The sequence below is a fragment of the Romboutsia lituseburensis DSM 797 genome, from assembly GCF_900103615.1.
GTDB lineage: Bacteria > Bacillota > Clostridia > Peptostreptococcales > Peptostreptococcaceae > Romboutsia_F > Romboutsia_F lituseburensis.
This window is the reverse complement of the sequence record NZ_FNGW01000014.1, coordinates 1-17152: the sequence shown is the minus strand read 5'-3', so window position 1 is coordinate 17152 and position 17152 is coordinate 1. Positions and strand designations below refer to the sequence as shown.

Annotated in this window: 18 protein-coding genes; 16 read left to right on the top strand and 2 right to left on the bottom strand. The window is 28.9% G+C overall.

What is annotated here, in order from left to right; all coding sequences use genetic code 11:
* The first annotated feature begins 11 nt into the window (after positions 1–11).
* From BLP75_RS16835 to BLP75_RS16795, 10 genes are all read left to right on the top strand, one after another.
* Positions 12–893 (top strand): phage tail family protein, encoded by an 882-nt coding sequence (locus BLP75_RS16835; protein WP_092727709.1) that lies wholly within the window; start codon positions 12–14, stop codon positions 891–893.
* 2 nt (positions 894–895) lie between these two features.
* Positions 896–2008 (top strand): siphovirus ReqiPepy6 Gp37-like family protein, encoded by a 1113-nt coding sequence (locus BLP75_RS16830; protein WP_092727708.1) that lies wholly within the window; start codon positions 896–898, stop codon positions 2006–2008.
* Between the two features lies 1 nt (position 2009).
* Positions 2010–3068 carry a pyocin knob domain-containing protein gene (locus BLP75_RS16825; protein WP_092727707.1) on the top strand — a complete coding sequence of 353 codons (1059 nt, stop codon included), beginning with the start codon at positions 2010–2012 and terminating at the stop codon, positions 3066–3068.
* Between the two features lie 184 nt (positions 3069–3252).
* Positions 3253–3996 (top strand): hypothetical protein, encoded by a 744-nt coding sequence (locus BLP75_RS16820; protein WP_170139131.1) that lies wholly within the window; start codon positions 3253–3255, stop codon positions 3994–3996.
* 18 nt (positions 3997–4014) lie between these two features.
* Positions 4015–4332 carry a hypothetical protein gene (locus tag BLP75_RS16815; protein ID WP_092727705.1) on the top strand — a complete coding sequence of 106 codons (318 nt, stop codon included), beginning with the start codon at positions 4015–4017 and terminating at the stop codon, positions 4330–4332.
* 13 nt (positions 4333–4345) lie between these two features.
* Complete coding sequence (locus BLP75_RS18025; RefSeq protein WP_139149861.1) at positions 4346–4474, top strand: XkdX family protein; 129 nt, start codon at positions 4346–4348, stop codon at positions 4472–4474.
* A 94-nt stretch (positions 4475–4568) separates the two neighbouring features.
* Positions 4569–5093, top strand: a complete 525-nt coding sequence (locus BLP75_RS16810; protein WP_092727704.1) for a sigma-70 family RNA polymerase sigma factor — start codon at positions 4569–4571, stop codon at positions 5091–5093.
* Positions 5094–5166: 73 nt separating this feature from the next.
* On the top strand, positions 5167–5892 hold the full coding sequence (locus BLP75_RS16805) for a hypothetical protein (protein ID WP_092727703.1): 726 nt from the start codon (positions 5167–5169) through the stop codon (positions 5890–5892).
* 68 nt (positions 5893–5960) lie between these two features.
* Positions 5961–6221, top strand: coding sequence for a hypothetical protein (locus BLP75_RS16800; RefSeq protein WP_092727702.1), 261 nt, complete (start codon positions 5961–5963; stop codon positions 6219–6221).
* Position 6222: 1 nt separating this feature from the next.
* Positions 6223–7074 carry an N-acetylmuramoyl-L-alanine amidase gene (locus BLP75_RS16795; RefSeq protein ID WP_092727701.1) on the top strand — a complete coding sequence of 284 codons (852 nt, stop codon included), beginning with the start codon at positions 6223–6225 and terminating at the stop codon, positions 7072–7074.
* Between the two features lie 159 nt (positions 7075–7233).
* Here the strand turns inward: BLP75_RS16795 and BLP75_RS16790 are convergent, their stop codons facing one another.
* Together BLP75_RS16790 and BLP75_RS18450 are read right to left on the bottom strand one after the other, a co-directional pair.
* The gene (locus tag BLP75_RS16790; protein ID WP_092727700.1) at positions 7234–8037 is read right to left on the bottom strand and encodes a hypothetical protein; all 804 of its coding nucleotides are present in this window, start codon (positions 8035–8037) and stop codon (positions 7234–7236) included.
* Between the two features lie 11 nt (positions 8038–8048).
* Positions 8049–9485, bottom strand: coding sequence for an amidase domain-containing protein (locus tag BLP75_RS18450; RefSeq protein ID WP_242872455.1), 1437 nt, complete (start codon positions 9483–9485; stop codon positions 8049–8051).
* Positions 9486–10081: 596 nt separating this feature from the next.
* Between BLP75_RS18450 and BLP75_RS16780 the strand changes: the two genes are divergently transcribed.
* From BLP75_RS16780 to BLP75_RS16760, 6 genes are all read left to right on the top strand, one after another.
* Positions 10082–11701, top strand: a complete 1620-nt coding sequence (locus BLP75_RS16780; RefSeq protein ID WP_092727699.1) for an MBL fold metallo-hydrolase — start codon at positions 10082–10084, stop codon at positions 11699–11701.
* A 283-nt stretch (positions 11702–11984) separates the two neighbouring features.
* On the top strand, positions 11985–12986 hold the full coding sequence (locus tag BLP75_RS18300) for a hypothetical protein (protein WP_207645442.1): 1002 nt from the start codon (positions 11985–11987) through the stop codon (positions 12984–12986).
* A 129-nt stretch (positions 12987–13115) separates the two neighbouring features.
* Entirely contained in the window at positions 13116–13277 is a 162-nt protein-coding gene (locus BLP75_RS18235) for a hypothetical protein (protein WP_170139130.1), read from the top strand.
* A 380-nt stretch (positions 13278–13657) separates the two neighbouring features.
* Positions 13658–14053 carry a hypothetical protein gene (locus tag BLP75_RS16770; protein WP_092727698.1) on the top strand — a complete coding sequence of 132 codons (396 nt, stop codon included), beginning with the start codon at positions 13658–13660 and terminating at the stop codon, positions 14051–14053.
* Positions 14054–14207: 154 nt separating this feature from the next.
* Positions 14208–14459: a hypothetical protein gene (locus BLP75_RS16765; RefSeq protein WP_092727697.1), complete on the top strand. Its 252-nt coding sequence runs from the start codon at positions 14208–14210 to the stop codon at positions 14457–14459.
* A complete protein-coding gene (locus BLP75_RS16760) occupies positions 14452–16728 on the top strand; it encodes a hypothetical protein (RefSeq protein WP_092727696.1) in 2277 nt (758 codons plus the stop codon). The genes BLP75_RS16765 and BLP75_RS16760 overlap by 8 nt, the downstream gene beginning before the upstream one ends.
* Positions 16729–17152: the final 424 nt, after the last annotated feature.

Here is a 17152-nt window from a genome sequence, read left to right as displayed (position 1 = left end):
GGAGGATCACTATGATAGATAAAATAAAATATGTAAATGAGAGAGGGCAATCTATTACATTAGATCATAATGGCCCTCTCTTTTTATATGAACCTAAAGGATTTCATGGTATGGATGCTGATCCAATTACTACTCAAACTTTATACCAGGATGGAAGTACAGTACATTCTGTGATATTAAAAGAAAGAGTATTAACTTTAAATTGCTATATATTTGTTGATACAGAAGTTCAAAGAGAGAAACTGAAAAGAGACTTATATAAAGCTTTTAATCCTAAGTTATCAGGTACTATGATAATATACAAAGAAACTTGCCAAAGGAAAGCTAGTAACCTTAGAGTTATCCAAGCTCCTGAGTTTAAAGATGATTATTCTACACTAAATCAATTAGTTGAGTTTCAAATTCAACTTTTGATGCCTTATCCATACTTTGAAGCCGAGAATGAAATAAGAACCGACTTTGGTAATGATATAGGCAATTTCTTCTTTGATTTAGAGATTGAAGAAGAAGGTAAAGAGTTATCTATTAGAAACAATTCTATAGTAGCTGATATAAAGAATCAGGGAGAATCTCCAACACCTATAAGAGTGGTATTCAGGGCTAGGTCCAGGGTAAAGAATCCCTCTATATATAATGTATATACTAAAGAATATATAAAGATAAATAAGACTATGGATCCTGGAGAAGAAATAACTGTAACTACTCATAGAGGTAAGAAGAGAGTAACTAGTAAGTTAAATGGAGTAACTAAAAATATATTTAACTTACTAGATTTTAGAAGTACATTCATGTGGCTTGAAGAAGGCGACAATATTATAAGGTATGATGCAGAGGAACTTTTAGAACAGCTAGAAGTCTTTATATACCATACTGAATATTTCTTGGGGGTATAAATATGAATTTGTATGTATTTGATAAAAATATGAAGTTAATAGGAAATATAGATGAGTTTGATTCATTCATGTGGGAGAGAAACTATTATGATCCTGATAAGATTACAATAAAAGTTCCTCCGAACTTTGACAATATGGAATTGTTTCAGAATGGATACACACTAGTTAAGGCTCCAGATATGAAAGAATCTATTTATATAGACCACAGAAGTATATCAAAAGATGATGATGGAATTAACTTCTTGACTATAAGAGGACTATCTCATGATGGATGGTTAGACAGAAGAATAACTTTATTTCAACAAGAAGAGAAAGGAAACTCTGAAACAGTGGCTAGAGCTTTAATAGATAAGAATTGTATAAACTGTGAAGATTTAAAAAGGGTTATTCCTTTTCTTAAGTTAGGCATATACAAAGATCTAGGAAAAGAAATAAGCAGAGTAAGCCATTATAAGAATTTAAACAAAGAAGTCATAGAGGTTATAAAAGAATCAGAGTTAGGTATAAGGTCATATTTTGATGAGAGCGACTTTAAAATAGGAATAGAGTTTTATAAAGGTAAGGATAGAACAGCACTACAGGAGACTAATGCACCAGCTATATTCTCAGTTGACTTCGAGAACATAGAAGGTCAAACATTTGTAGATAGTGATTCTGAGTTAAAGAATACATGCTTAGTAGCTGGTGCTGGAGAAGGTAAAGCTAGAAAGACTCTTATGTTAAATTCAGAAGTAAGTGGGTTAGATAGAAGAGAATTATTTGTAGATGCTAGGGATATATCTGATAAAAGAGTATCTGGAGAAAATGAAGTCAGTATACCTATCAATGAGTATAATGAACTACTTAAGCAAAGAGGTTTAGAAAAGCTATCAGATTGTGAAGAAACTCTTACTTACGAAGGAGATATAATACAAACTGAAGGGCTAATTTATAGAGAAGATTATGACTTAGGAGATAAAGTAACTCTTATGGATAGAGAGCTAGGTATAATGCTCAACGAAAGAATAACTCAAATAGTGGAGACTTACACAAAAGAAGGATTACAAATAGACGTAAGAGTTGGGAATAACATACCAACTTTAATAGATAAGATAAAAAGAAAGATAGGTGATTAATATGGAAAAGAGTAGTTTCTTTACATCCTTAAATGGAGACAGAAAATACAAAGCTACAGACTGGGCTGCATATTTTGCTAATTTCATAGGTAATGGAGTATTTCCTAATCCAAGTAGTGCATTAAGAGTTAGTACTAATGGTGATATGACCGTTTCATTATCACCTGGTTATGCCTTTATTAATGGATATGCATATACTAATACTGATAACCTAACATTAACTATAGGACCAGCTGATGCAGTACTATCTCGTATAGACAGAGTGGTACTAAGATGCGACTTTGTTAATAGAGAGATAACTGCTAAAGTTAAAGCTGGAGTATTTAATAGTAATCCAGTGCCTCCTACACTACAAAGGGATGTAGATGCATATGAGTTAGCTTTATGTGACATAAAGATAGATCCTGGAATTATGAATATACTTCAATCTAAAATAACTGACCAGATATTAAACTCTGAGTTATGTGGTATAGTTACTCAAACAGTACAGACTATAGATACTACAGAACTATATAGAAAACTTGATGCTTTTATAATGGAGAGAGGGGAAGACATTAAACACTGGATGGGTGAATCAACAGGTAAGTGGGAAAAGGACTTCATGGCTTGGTTTGATACTATCAAAGGTGTATTAGGAGAGGATGCAGCTGGACAATTAGCAAATAGAATTCTAGCCCTTGAAGACAAGATAGAGAATGGACTTAAAGCTGATAATATGCAGATGGCTGATGGGAATTCAGTGCAAGTCAATTATAATACCCTTAAAGATACAGTAAATAAAGGACAAAAACATAAACTTACTTCTGACAATGGAACAGCTCAATTACTGAATGCAGGGTATGATCTTAACACACTTACTAAAGCTGGTGTGTATAATGGAGAGAAATTCACTAATGCTCCAAAGGGTAATCAAGGTTGGTGGTATATAGAAGTAATGCAACATACTAATTTAAATGGATTCTGTTATCAGAAAGCTACTTCATTAAGCGACTTTAATAATATAAGGGTATTCCATAGACAGCAAGTGGGTAATACATGGGGACCTTGGAGGTTACTTTGACGGTTCAAAAGGAAGTAGCTTAGAGAAAGCAGGTATTGCAGTACAATATGGAGTACTTGGACCAGATGCATTCACTCTTAGTAGTAAAGCTGTTCCCTATAATATAGTCAGTAAAGGAAACAAGGTACATTTCTATCCACGTCCTCCTATGTCTGGCACTCATAAACAAGCTTTAGTATATGATATGGAATTTGATACTTTAGACTATAAACAAGATCCAGCTCAGGTTGACTATAAGATGTTCGAAGTACAAGACTATAAGTATGGAAATCTTAAAATTATGGATTGCCCTGGATCATCTATATGGAAGCTAGATGTGGATGCAAACACATTCTCTAGGGTAAGGTCTTACAATGGAAATAGGCCAAGGGCTGTTTATGGTACAGATTTTATATTCACATTGAAAATAATGGAGGTAGGTAAACAGCTAGCTGTACATAAATATGACGCAAATACTAATGTAGAGACAAACCTTACGAATATAGTGTTTCCTTCGGGTATAACTCTAAGAACTGCTCCCTCAGTATGTCATATAGGTAATAATCAGTTTATAATGATAGGGAATGACTCTGCAAACTACTATATAGTACACATTATGAAATATGATGCTAATTCTCATACTATATCCTTACTTAGAAAGGGTGTTGAGATGGAGTACTTATACCCAAACTGGGTGAAGGAGGGTGTTCCTTGCTTTGTTCAATCTCATCCGGGTGTATTAGTAGATAGAGATATATTCTTTTACCCTCAAGCGGGTTCAAAGTATGGATGGTTCAGATATAATATGGATACTCATCAAATTATATGTGTAACCTCTTCAGTAGGTTCATATGTAGTTCCTATTGAAACCGAAGACTTTATATTATTCTCGGCACACGGTGAGTATGGTATTCACAAAATACAATTATTTAATCAAAAAACTAATTAATAAGGGAGGAATAACAATATGTTTAGTTATGAAATGTGGGACAAGAAATCGGATATAAAAGGATTTCCAGCAAGTTACTGGTTGAAGGAGAATTCTCACCTAAGGGAGGGAGATGTATTCCTAGTGAAACAGTCAGGAACAGTATTCTATGTAGAATCAGTTGATGTCATGAGGGCTAATCTTCTAATGCCTGAGAACTCAACTTCAGATGAAGTGGCTCAAAAGTATATAGATAATATGAAAAAAGGATATGCACAAGATCCTGAAAGTCTAAAAAGAATATCTGAATTAGAATCAACAATAGAACAATTAGTATTAGATTCATTAAATAAGTAGGGAGGAATATACCATGTATGAAACTTTATTAAGAATGTGCGAGAAAAAAACTTTGGGTGAAAAAGAAATTAATAATGCCGTTTTAAAAGGTTGGATAGATGACGCTCAAAAAGAAAAACTAATTAAAATTATAAAAAACTAGCAAGGACTACATAGAATAGTTCTTTTTTTATACATAAAAACAAGCAAAAGAGAGTTACTAATAAAATAGTAGCTCTTTTTTTGACAATTAGGGGATGATTACAATAAATTTAGTTGACACAATTTTAAAATATCAAAATGGAGAGAATGAAATAATTTTAGAACTTTTAAATAAGTTTGAGTTGAAAATAAATAAACTATCTAAAAAATTAAGTTATGAATGTGCTGAAATTGATTTAAAAATATATTTTATAGAATTAATTAAGTCTATTAATATATGTAATTTAAAAAATAAATCTGATAATGGCATATTTAAATATTTAAATATTTGCTTAGATAATAAATCTAATATGTTATATAAGTCAAACTCTAAATTTAATAATGAAATTATTGTATATGATGATGAAATAAATACTGAAAAAGAATACTTACAAACTAATAAAGTAGAAATTTATGAAATGCTTGATTGTTTAAATGACATACAAAAAAAGATTATTATAAGTAAATATATAAATAAATTAACAGATAATGAAATAGCATGTGCTTTAGGTATTTCAAGACAATCAGTTTATTCTAATAAAAATAAAGCTTTAGATAAATTAAAAAAATATTATTTTTAGTTTACATTTTTTACTAAAAATTACTCTGTAATATATGTAATACAAAATATTAAAATTATAGGAGGTAATTATTATGGCAGGATTTAGAACTGCATTATTCCAAGATGTTTCTAGCTCAGCTACAAAAAGATGTACAGGAGGGTCTTGTTTTATACAAATTCCAACTGACTATAACCAATTTGGTAAGTGGGATGATACACATGCAGTATTCCCAGAGTTTTTCATAAGTATATGTACAAAAAATGGAGGGTATTTTGATGGTGGTATATTAAGAAGAGATGGTTATTGGGCTGCATTTGTAAACGGTGGATTAAATGGCAATAATTCATGGATAGAGAAACGTCTACCAGACATAACGGGACAAAATGTTGAAGTTAAATTTAAAGGCAAAAAGTTTGGGAATGATAAATATTTATGCTTATACGTTAATGGTAATTTAGTTATCAAATTAAATAGATATTTACCTGAGGATAAACCATTAGGGACTATAGCAGAAGAAGCAGCAGATGGTAACGTATATAAAGTAACTCATGAATTAAACCTTGTACCTAAATCAAGTACTCATTATGTATCAAATAGTATTGGTTATGGTAGAGCATACTTCAGAAATGCTAAAATATCAGAAGCAATACCAGTTGATGAAAGTGGTTTTGCATTACCATATTCTCATTCAAAAGTTGTAAACTGTGATAGCAATACATATCCACCATATGTAGTTAATGAATGTTGTACTGTAACTGGATTCCATTCTAAAGGATTTACAAGTTCAATAGACTTTAACAACACAGCGGCAGTATAATAATAATTTTAAAGGCAAGCTGATTTATAGCTTGTCTTTTTTAATACGAAAATTTAAGGAGAGTAAAAATGATAGAGATAAAATCAATTATAGAACTTTTAATAGTTATGATAGGAATAAAGATGATATTAGAAAAATGGGAGCCACCTGTACCAGTTAGCTATCAAGCTTTATTAATGCTAGTTATAGGTGGACTTGGTGGTTGGTTCTTTAATCAAACTAAAGAAGGTTTGATAACAGGATTAATAGGTGGAACGATAGCGTTTTGGGGACGAAAAATATTTGCAGAAATAGAAGATTTAAAAGAAGCTAATGAGGAGGTAAAGTAATATGTTTAAAAAAATAGCATGTACAATAGGTCATAGTGTTTTAAAAAATGGAAATATAACAAGTGCTGATGGAACTTCTAAAGGAGGGGTAAATGAATATAGATGGTGCAAGAAATTTGTACCTATATTAGTTGATGAATTTAAAAATCAAGGAGTAGAAGCCGACTGCATTCAATGTCCAGAAAGACAATTTCTATCAGCTAAAGAAGAAAAAAATTATAAATTAAATAAGATACATAGTGGAGGATATGATTTAGTTATAGAAAGTCACTTGAATGCGTTTAATGGAACTGCTAAGGGGACTGAAACTTTGTATTCTAAAGGTAGTGTAAAAGGTAAAGAAGTAGCTCAAAGAGTTAACGATAAACTAGATGATATATGGGAAGATAGAGATATAAAAGCTAGAGACGATCTATACATACTAACTCAAACTAAACCTGTTGCAATATTGAATGAGTATTTTTTCTGTGATAATAAAATAGATTATAATAAAGCAGATGAAGACCATGAACTTAGATTAATTGCTAGAAAAGTTGTTGAAGGTGTACTAAATAAAACAATTAATGATATCAAACCACCAGATACAGAGAATACTAAGCGTTATAAAAACTGTGTATTGTACGGAAATGATGTAGATCGAGTTGGAGCAGAAATAATCTCTTGGTACAAAGATGATTGTATCTTAAAGCATGTTAAAGATCATGTTAAATGGGAAGCTACAAATCTATTCGTAGTAGGTGGAGATGCTGAAAGAGCTATAAAAGCACTTAATAATGGTGAGATATATGGAATTGTATTAGGGAAAGACAGAGCTGAAACTGTTAGAAAATGTTTAGATTTTGTTGGAAAGTAAATTATACTATAATTATTATGCGTATATATTATTAACCCTACCAAAATAGGATGATTTTGGAGTTTCCCGTCTAAAACGTAAAAGGTAGACAATTCCAAGTTTACATTTTTTATAAAACATATTTAAAGGAGTATCAATATTGATACTCCTTTGTTGCAGCTAATTTTTAATCAAGTTATTGATTAATTCTATATTAGATTTTATATTTTCTTTTTCAATTTGACTTAATTTTTCTTCCTTTAATTTTGATTCAAATTCTGTTTTCATAGATCTAAGATGACTTAAAAAAAGATTTTTTTCGTAATCTTCATCAACTAATCTATTATCAGATTTTTTATCGTTAATATTTTTTAATTCATTTAATAGGAAAATTTCTTTTTCTAATGATATTGATTTACCTGTATAATCACCATAGCTAGAGCGAATTAACTCAAATACAAGATACTTATTTAAATCTGTATATTCATATATTTTTTCAAAATTATCAACTAAAATAGTTGGATCAAAGCATTGTTTTTCTTTATTTTCTTCAGTCCACAAATTGTTAATTGTAAAGAATTCATTTAGCTGATAATTCATATTAGTTTGATATATGAATTCTCCAGCTGGATCAATACCTGAGTCAAGAGAATCTAAGTACTTAATTAATTTGATTTGTTTAATCAACTTATCTTTTTCAGGCATAGCAGTATAAAGGCAGTTTACAAATCCAACTAATTGATAATTATTATTTCCTAAAATTTCTTTTTTTTGTTGTTCGTAATCACTTTTTGATAATCCTTTTAATTCATCATCAATTAATTTATCTCTCAAACTAATTAAGTCACTAACATTCATGTTTTTGTATTCTTCAGTTTCATAATCCCATGTATAATTATAGTTGCTTTTATTATCACGAGAATTACATCCAACAGCTATTAATAAAAGTAGCGTAGTTATAAGTAAAATGATTGTTTTTTTCATAAAATCACCTCTTACCAGTAAACTTTATAATATTTTATTTCATTATTTTTTACATTATGAGTATTATGAGCTTGTAATTTTGCTATCAAGTTAGTTCTTTTTCCTTGATCTGAATGAGCAGCATAAGAGAAATTATATCCATTACTGTGTTTATCTGTAGTTATAAGAGTATGTGTAGCTACAAAGTTACTTCTTGGATTAAGAATACTAATTGGTGTTGCTGGTTTTAAAAAGCTTAATGAATTAGTAACATACATATACTCACTAGGAACTCTTGATTGCCAATGAGTTCTAAAATCCTTAGCTCTTATCCAAGAGTATGAATAGTCATTTTTATTATTGAAAAACCAATCCTTCCAAAAACTTACCCCTCCTGCACGTAAACATTGAGATACAAAGTTAGCGCAATCATGTTCACCATTTTTTCTATAGTTATAATAAGGAGATGGTGCATCATTGCGGTCATTACTACTTCCGTAGTAACCATTAGTATAGCCATGCTTTCTTGCATAGTTTAAGCAATTAGTTTGATATGAAGATGCTGTTACTGATCTTTTTATTGAATTAATTGATTTTAGTATTGGTAAATTATTATTTTCTTTATTATATTCATCGCTTAAATTTTTCACTAATTTTATATATTTATCTAATCTACTATTTTCACTTATATTTTTTGAATGATTAAAATTCCTAGGTGCTATGCTTTTAACTTCTGAATTAATTGCTTTATCATTAGCTTTATCTAATATTTCTTCAACTTGCTTTTCTGATAAATTATCTGCACCTATAGGAATAACTTGCTCAACGATACTCTCAACATCAACATCTGTATTTTGAAGTAAATCTTCCATATTATCAATTAAAAAGTTGCTTTGTTCGCATAATTCTGAATCTGTCATGTCACTAGATCTTTTTATTAAGTTATCTTTTCCACCATCCTTTAAGTAGCAATCTAATTGATATGAGGCTTCTATTGATTCGTAAAAATTTCCAGAAGAGTCTAAAATTATATCATTATCATTACAATATCTCATCAACTTAACTTCTTTTTCTAATTTTTCATTTTCAGATAAATTTTTATAGCTTTCATTGAAATAATTTAATAATCCATTACTACCATTTAAAATATTTTCTATGAATTCTTCCTTTGATAATGGTTCACAAGTAACATATTTTTGGTATAATGAATAATTATCATTTAAGTATTGATCTCTCAATAATAATAATTCAGAATTAGAATTTTTAGGTGAATCTATATTATTTGTTATAGTTCTTATTCTTGAATTTAATAATTCTGTATCCTCTCCACTTACAGATTTATGAACAATCCATTTTTTATTATAACCACCATCATCAGCAAATACTTTGCCTACTTGCAAAGAATTAATTGTAACTCCTGACAATATTAAACTTAATAAAACTGACCTACTACGATTAATTTTTTTCATGTTTTCCCCTCTTTTTTGCATATATTTTTTAGCTTAGTTATATTTAAATTTATTCCCCTATACCGAAAACACAAAAATCTATGTATTTTACATCTATAAATACTCATCTACATATAAAATTAACTATAGAAAGTATTTTTATTTCTATACCCTATAAAAAGTTAATTGTAAAACTTATAAAAAAGTTATTTAAAATACTATTTTAAAATATTGAGCATTAGTTAATTCAATGTTCCATAAGAGATATTTACACTTTTTACACATATCTCGGTGTCTCAACTGTTAAATTTAAATTAACTGTAGAGATAATCTGTATAAAAAATATAGACTTATCTCTACAAATTAATATATATTTTTTTTGATTTTTTTCAATATATTTTGCACCAATAGGTATTTTTTCGACCTCAATGGATATATATTAGTAAAATTTCTGATGATTTAATGCATTATTTTATAAAAAAATAATATGTATATATAAGGTATATAATATTTAAAAAAATAATAATAAAAATATTAAATATGACCAAAATTATACAAAAAACGACATACACTTTAGCTTATAATACTTGTGGAGAAAATTTATTTGGAGGGAATATATGAAATTTAAACAAAAGATTATGGCTAGTGCATTAGCACTAGGGCTAGTAACATCAAGTATATTTGTGTCTAATGCAGATATCAAATCTCAACAATTAGAAGTACATTTTATTAATGTAGGACAAGGAGATGCGACGTATATTGAGTTACCAGATGGAACTGATATGCTTATTGACTCAGGAGATGGCAAATATGGAAAAAGTGTTGTAAATTATTTGAAAAATCAAGAAAAAGATATTGATATTGAATATCTTATAGCTACACATCCTGATTCAGATCATGTAGGTGGTATGCAAGAAGTATTTAAGCAACTAAATATTAAGAACTTCTATTATCCTACAGATGCACCACATACAACTCAGACATGGAAAAATGTGTTAGATTTAGCTAGTAAAGAAGGATGTTCTATAAAAGATGCTAAGACAGGTACAAATTTAAATATAGGTGGAGCTGAAATAAAATTCATACAACCAACTAAAGATTATGAAGATAGAAATGATGATAGTGTAGTGACATTAGTTAATTATTGCAATAAAAAAGTATTACTTACTGGAGACATAGGAGAAAATACAGAAAATGATATGGTTTCTCAAAATTTAGTACCAGATGTAGATATATTAAAAGTTGCACATCATGGATCTGCATATAGTTCTACACAATCTTTTTTAAATAAAGCTAAAGCAGAAAATGCAGTTATAAGCGTAGGAAAGGATAACTCTTATGGACATCCTAATGCAAATGCAATAAATAGATTAACTGCTGCAGGTTCTAAAATATGGAGGACTGATGTTACTGGTGATATAGTTGCTAAGTTAGATTGTAGCAACTTAATTATAAATGGCCAATCGGTAGCAAATGGAGACACTTCAAGTAAAAACAATTGGGTTCAAGAAAATGGAAGTTGGTATTACTATAAAAATGGAGTTAAACAAAAAGGTTGGATACAAGATGCTAATAAGTGGTACTACTTAAATTCAACAGGTGTTATGCAAAAAGGATGGACTCAAGTGAATGGAGTTTGGTACTATTTACAATCTAATGGAGCAATGACAACTGGTTGGCAACAAGTAGGTAAAAACTGGTATTACTTAAAACAAAGTGGAGCAATGGCAACTGGATGGCAGCAAGTTGGTAGCAATTGGTATTACTTAAGAGGAAGTGGAGTAATGGCTACAGGTTGGGAACAAGTAGGAAACAGTTGGTATTATTTAGAGAATAGCGGAGTGATGGCTAAAGGATGGAAACAATTAAGTGGCAACTGGTATTATTTAAATAATAGCGGTGCTATGAGTTTAGGATGGCAACAAATACAAGGTAAATGGTATTATTTCTATGGAAGTGGAGTAATGGCAACTAACACTACTATAGGTGGATGGAATATAAATGCTAGTGGAGTAGGAACACCTGCAAGTACAGGCGGAACTTCTAATGGTGGAAGCTCTAATGACAACGGAAATACAAGCGATACTTCAGGAATTGTTTATGCAAACGGAGGAAGCTCATCGTCTAATAAATATCATAAATCACCTAATGCTCATGGTATGAAAGGTGCAATAAAAATGACAAGAAATCAAGCTAAATCAAAAGGATATATACCTTGTGGTAGCTGCTATAGATAATACTAAATTAAGCTTACAATGAATATACATGTGTGTAAATAAAGTATATAGAATAAACACGCTAAATGAGAAGCTCTAAAAGGAAAAGATAGAGCTTAAACCATTAGAAAATGTTTAGAATTTATTGGAAAGTAAATACATATAAATTATTAGTAAAGGATAGCTTTTGATTAGCTATCCTATTTTTTATGCAAAAATTTAAAAACTAGGCATAAAATTACAAAATATGACACAGATGATATTATATACTATTGGTTGATATTAAAATAAAGGGGAGACATATATGAAAAAAACTCTAATATTAGTACTTATTACTATGATAACTTTAAGTCTAACTGCCTGTAATTCTAAAACTAAAGTTCAGGAAGATGGTAAAAATATTGAAATTAATAATTCAGTTAAAGGTGATGAAGCTATATGGGATAAATATTCAGAATGTATTAAACTGACATCTAATGATTTAATACCTACATATTTCGAAGTATTATCGTATGATGAAGTAACTACTAAAGAAATTTTTATAGAAAGGATAAATTATACAAGAGAAATATGTACAGATCTATTAGATAAAATATCTGTATTTGAAAAAGATATAGATAATAGCTCATTTAAAGATGCTGTTATATTACTAAAGAACATGGCTATCAATATTGATAATTCATCAGACGAAATAGTAGCTTCTCTAGAAGAAAAAAATCAATCTAAACTTAATAGCAGCTTAGAAAAATATATAAACGCAGTGTTACCTTCATTAACTAAAGAATTAAATAACTCTATGTATTTAGCTAAAAATGAGGTGTTTGGATTAAAAGAAGAAGTTCCTGAAATAGAAGAATATGATGTTTCTGGCATAATTAAAGAAGCTAAAAATCACTACTCTTCGTTAGCTATTGATGGAACTATAAAACTTGCTGAAGGGAACGTAGATTCAACTTCAAATTCAAATAGGAAATTTACTATAAAGCATGGTGAATTTCTATCATCTAATATAACTGAAGATATACTAGTAATAAAGACTAAAATTGAGCCTAATTTAAATAATAAACTAACTATAAGTCAAAATGAATTTAATGTAGAAGATATAATAAAAAATCAAGGTGGAGATCAATTCAATGAAATCCAATACTGGGCTGTTGCAGATATGGAAGATGGTTCGGAAAGTAAAGTTATAAGCTTTACTTTAGATAAAAACCTTATAGACAGTGTTAAATCTGGAAATACACCTGCTAATCAAATAATAGATAAGTCTAGTGATGTTTGGGTTCTACCAAGTTTGAAAAATTAGATATATAATATAACCTTTGAGTATTAATACTTGAGGGTTATTTTTTTATGAAAATTTTTATAGGACAGACATCTTTGGATGTAAAGCGGCATAAGATGGAGTAAAGAGACAGAAAAAGGAGGAAAAAACATGGCTATAAAGGTTACTCTTAGTTTTAAAGAGAATAATGTTAATGATCTTATGCTACATGATTTTTTAGAGAGTGAATCAGAAACAATAGGAAAAAGTGCTTATATGAAAAGCCTTTTAAAGGAAAAGTTTGACCAAAAACAATCAATAAAAGATGAATAAATTAAAAGACTTCCATTACCCGACCAAGAGCCATGGAAGCCTAACACTAGAACTATAATAAAATATTATAATTCTTAGATATATTTCTACAAATATTACTAAAACCCTTCTAAAACTTCAAAATAATTCTAATTAACCTATCAATAGTGCGAAAACAAATCTGCACTTATACCAACGATAAAAAAACCTATAAATTTCTTAAGATGTGTTTTAGTAGAAGATATTAAGAGTTATAAATCACGTAAATTAATTATTTCATTAACATTTCTAGAGCAGTACCGATTACACCAAATGCAGTAAACCAAAGAATATCCATATAAATTACCTCCGATAAAATTATTTATAAGAATATTTTTGCCTAAACTAAGGGGGATTATACAGTGTTACTAGGAAAATATAATACAAAAGTATATAAATTTGGAGAGTTCAGAAAAGAGGATCTATCATTAGTAGAGAAAATTTTAGATCACATAAAAGAAAATAAAATTATGTATTGTAAGTTAATTTTAGTCACAGCATTATTACTAAACTATAACATGAATTTTGTATTTGCAGATAGTATGGAAGCTTCACTAGATGCTACATTCGGTCAATTGATAGAGTTATTAAAGAGCTTTGCTAAATGGGGATGCTTAGGCATGGGACTCAAAAGATTAGTAGAAGAAATGCTAAGTGGTGCTAATTTCAAGCAAGCTTCTTTAGCTGGGGTACAATATTGGATGTGTTATATATTCATAATGATTTATCCAAGATTATTTGAAATGATAAAACTTTAATAAGGGGGATATAAGTATGGATTGGGCAAATAAATGTTATGAAACTAACGACTACACTATTATAGAGGAAAGAGAAGATAGATATATTTGTATCTGCAATAAGTGCGGAAAAGAATTTACAAGATGGAAATAGAATAATAGGGGGGATTATAATATGTTTGATTATTTAAGTGTTCATAATGTATTCGGCTGGATAGAAAATTGGGTTAATGGATGGTTCGAACAATCTATGCATTCATTTTTACAACTTGTAAGTGATCTAAGCTTTAATACATGTTTAATAGTTGGTATGGTAGCTCTTATACTGTATGTATTTGGATATGATAAAGGTAAAAAAGTAGCAACATTAAGTCCTGCTATATATCTGCTTATAAAAATAATAGGAAACCTTGTATTCGGTGTTTAAAAAACGAATATCTATAAAATTGTCTAAATGTATAGAAGTAAATAAAGCAGAGTATACACATATCCAAGTAATACCTTCTAAGAGTTGCAAGAATACAAATACAGATAAGATATTAGTGTTAGCTAATACAATGTATAAAAAGCTAGATAAATTAATTAGAATAGAGAATAAGAAGCTTATAATAGAAAGTAAATTAAAACTTAGTTATTACATTCATATAAGTAAGCAAAGTACGGAATTTTACTTTATAGTACCTTCATGTTTTTATAGTCAAGTAAAAACCAAGTTATCGGAAACTTGGAAAAATGTGGAGATTAATAAAGTTGATAGTTTGCCTATAAATATAAATGAGTGTACTAAGTATCAACTTCAATATAAACTTAACGATGTATTAAGCCTAAATGTAGATAAAAGAAACAATAGTTTGCTAAATGCAAATATGAGTATTTTAGAAATTTTACAAACAGATGAAGCAGTAGGTATATTTTATAACTTCATACCTATGAGCCAAAAAGAACAAAATTATTTTAAAATTAGTTCTAGAGAAGCTTTATGTAATTTTAAAAAAGGTATAAACTTAAAAAAATCTAAAAATATTATAGATTTAGGTGTTATAACGTTAAAATTTTTAGTTGATTTTATAAACGGTCTTTTAAATGCCTTTTTAAACACATCTTCAAATAATGTTAATATGATTGTGCCTTTTGATAAGCAGACATCTACTAGCACTACTAGAAAAACTAAGAGCGATATTATCAAAACTCAAGCTATAATTATAGCTAAAAGTGATAATAAAGATAGAGAAAATCAACTTTGTACTACTTTGTACAATACTTTTAGCAGTGTAAATGGAGATAATGAATTAGAAATGCAAGAAGTTAAAAAAGATTTAGATTTTTATAAGGATGATATAAAAGTTAAAAGTAATTATACCTCTGTTTTAGAAGCTGGAAAATTTATTAATGTTGCTGGCAAAGATATCATTGAGCAACATAAAAATATTAAACATAATAAGATACTAGAATTAAGAGCTCCAAGATGTTTAGAAAATGGTGATGTTAGAATAGGTGATGTCAAAGTTAAAGATAATAAACAAATGACTTATTATTCTACAGATGAACAAATGAAAAGAATGGGTAGAGTACTATTAGGTCCTATGGGAGCTGGTAAGGATTACTACATGACTAATTTAGCTAAGGATATTATAAAAGCTGGTAGAGGACTTATAGTTGAAGATTATATAGATAAGTGTCAATTAGCAGACAGTATAAAGGCTATAACTCCTCCAGATAGATTAATTGAAATTGATTGTACTAATCCTAAGACGCTTCAAACATTTTCATATGATGAATATAGTTATAATGATAGCATGACAGAATACGAAAAAGTAGATGTATGTATGCAGAAAGCACAACAATATAATATGCTCTTAGATACAATAAATGATGTTAACAGTACTTTAACACCTAGAATGCTTAGATATTTAAATGCAGCTGCTACTATAGTTTTTAGAGTTAATCAATACTCTAGTTTAAAAGATATTATAGATATTCTTAAGAATCCTAAAAAGAGAGATGAAACAATATCTAGGCTTCCTAAAACAGCAACTGATCTTTTAAAAGATGAAATAGATGACTTGGAAGAACTATCTAAAAGAAAAAATGGAACTATAGAAAATGCAGATACTAAAATAGATGGAATTTTAGATAGGATAAGTAAGCTTAAAAGCTCTAGTATTTTTACTAAATTAGCATATGTAAATGAAAGTTCAAATAATATAGATTTTATAAAAGCTATAAATGAAGGCAAGGTTATATTAATTAAGATACCAGCTAAGAAATTCAGCAAAACTATGAGAAGTTTACTAGCTACATTCTTTTTACAAAAAATATGGATAGCGAAAGAGCAGGGGGCAACACAGACACAAACAGAATTATTCATAAATGAAATACATCAAAGTTATCATTGTCAGTTGCTAATGGAAGATATATTAGTAGAATGTAGGAAGTTTAATTTAACACCTACTTTATCACTTCATTATCTGGACCAATGCACTAAGAATTTACAAAAGAGTATTTTGGCATCTGGAGCATCCTTCTTACTGATCCAAGGGACAGATATAAAAGTATATAATGAACTTAAGAGGTATTTTGAAAAAGATGGATATACTGAAACAGATTTAGCAGAGCTAGAAAGATATCATGCTCTATGTTTAATTAAAAATGAAGATACTGGATATTCTAGTTTTGTATGTAAGTTACCTGCATAATGTAGGTAACTTCTTTTTATTTAGACATAAAAATAGGCATATTCTAAATACATAGAGTATGCCTATGACCGTATATAACCATTAACTAATCAGCAACTAAATTTTCTAAACCAGTTTAGAAGCGTATACTAATTTATTTGCTAGTTAATATATACGTATGCGAAATGACATTGAAAAAGTGCATGTCTATATATAAAAACTAATTTATATAAAAAAATATATATATTATGTTTACAATATTTGAAAGAGAAATATAATTAAAAATAGGGGCTAGTAATCTAGCCCCTACTGTGTGGATAAAATGTGGATAAATATGTGGTTTTTACTTTTTAAGAATAAAAACTGACAATAGCTACTGACAATTTTAAAAAATATTGAACGAAAACATTGAAAATACTATATTTAATAACTGTGTTTTATACTC

What these genes read in the sequence shown, in the direction of transcription:
- BLP75_RS16835 (WP_092727709.1), top strand. Translation starts at nt 12, where the DNA reads ATGATAGATAAAATAAAATATGTAAATGAGAGAGGGCAATCTATTACA.
- BLP75_RS16830 (WP_092727708.1), top strand. Translation starts at nt 896, where the DNA reads ATGAATTTGTATGTATTTGATAAAAATATGAAGTTAATAGGAAATATA.
- BLP75_RS16825 (WP_092727707.1), top strand. Translation starts at nt 2,010, where the DNA reads ATGGAAAAGAGTAGTTTCTTTACATCCTTAAATGGAGACAGAAAATAC.
- BLP75_RS16820 (WP_170139131.1), top strand. Translation starts at nt 3,253, where the DNA reads ATGGAATTTGATACTTTAGACTATAAACAAGATCCAGCTCAGGTTGAC.
- BLP75_RS16815 (WP_092727705.1), top strand. Translation starts at nt 4,015, where the DNA reads ATGTTTAGTTATGAAATGTGGGACAAGAAATCGGATATAAAAGGATTT.
- BLP75_RS18025 (WP_139149861.1), top strand. Translation starts at nt 4,346, where the DNA reads ATGTATGAAACTTTATTAAGAATGTGCGAGAAAAAAACTTTGGGTGAA.
- BLP75_RS16810 (WP_092727704.1), top strand. Translation starts at nt 4,569, where the DNA reads ATGATTACAATAAATTTAGTTGACACAATTTTAAAATATCAAAATGGA.
- BLP75_RS16805 (WP_092727703.1), top strand. Translation starts at nt 5,167, where the DNA reads ATGGCAGGATTTAGAACTGCATTATTCCAAGATGTTTCTAGCTCAGCT.
- BLP75_RS16800 (WP_092727702.1), top strand. Translation starts at nt 5,961, where the DNA reads ATGATAGAGATAAAATCAATTATAGAACTTTTAATAGTTATGATAGGA.
- BLP75_RS16795 (WP_092727701.1), top strand. Translation starts at nt 6,223, where the DNA reads ATGTTTAAAAAAATAGCATGTACAATAGGTCATAGTGTTTTAAAAAAT.
- BLP75_RS16790 (WP_092727700.1), bottom strand. Translation starts at nt 8,037, where the DNA reads ATGAAAAAAACAATCATTTTACTTATAACTACGCTACTTTTATTAATA.
- BLP75_RS18450 (WP_242872455.1), bottom strand. Translation starts at nt 9,485, where the DNA reads ATGAAAAAAATTAATCGTAGTAGGTCAGTTTTATTAAGTTTAATATTG.
- BLP75_RS16780 (WP_092727699.1), top strand. Translation starts at nt 10,082, where the DNA reads ATGAAATTTAAACAAAAGATTATGGCTAGTGCATTAGCACTAGGGCTA.
- BLP75_RS18300 (WP_207645442.1), top strand. Translation starts at nt 11,985, where the DNA reads ATGAAAAAAACTCTAATATTAGTACTTATTACTATGATAACTTTAAGT.
- BLP75_RS18235 (WP_170139130.1), top strand. Translation starts at nt 13,116, where the DNA reads ATGGCTATAAAGGTTACTCTTAGTTTTAAAGAGAATAATGTTAATGAT.
- BLP75_RS16765 (WP_092727697.1), top strand. Translation starts at nt 14,208, where the DNA reads ATGTTTGATTATTTAAGTGTTCATAATGTATTCGGCTGGATAGAAAAT.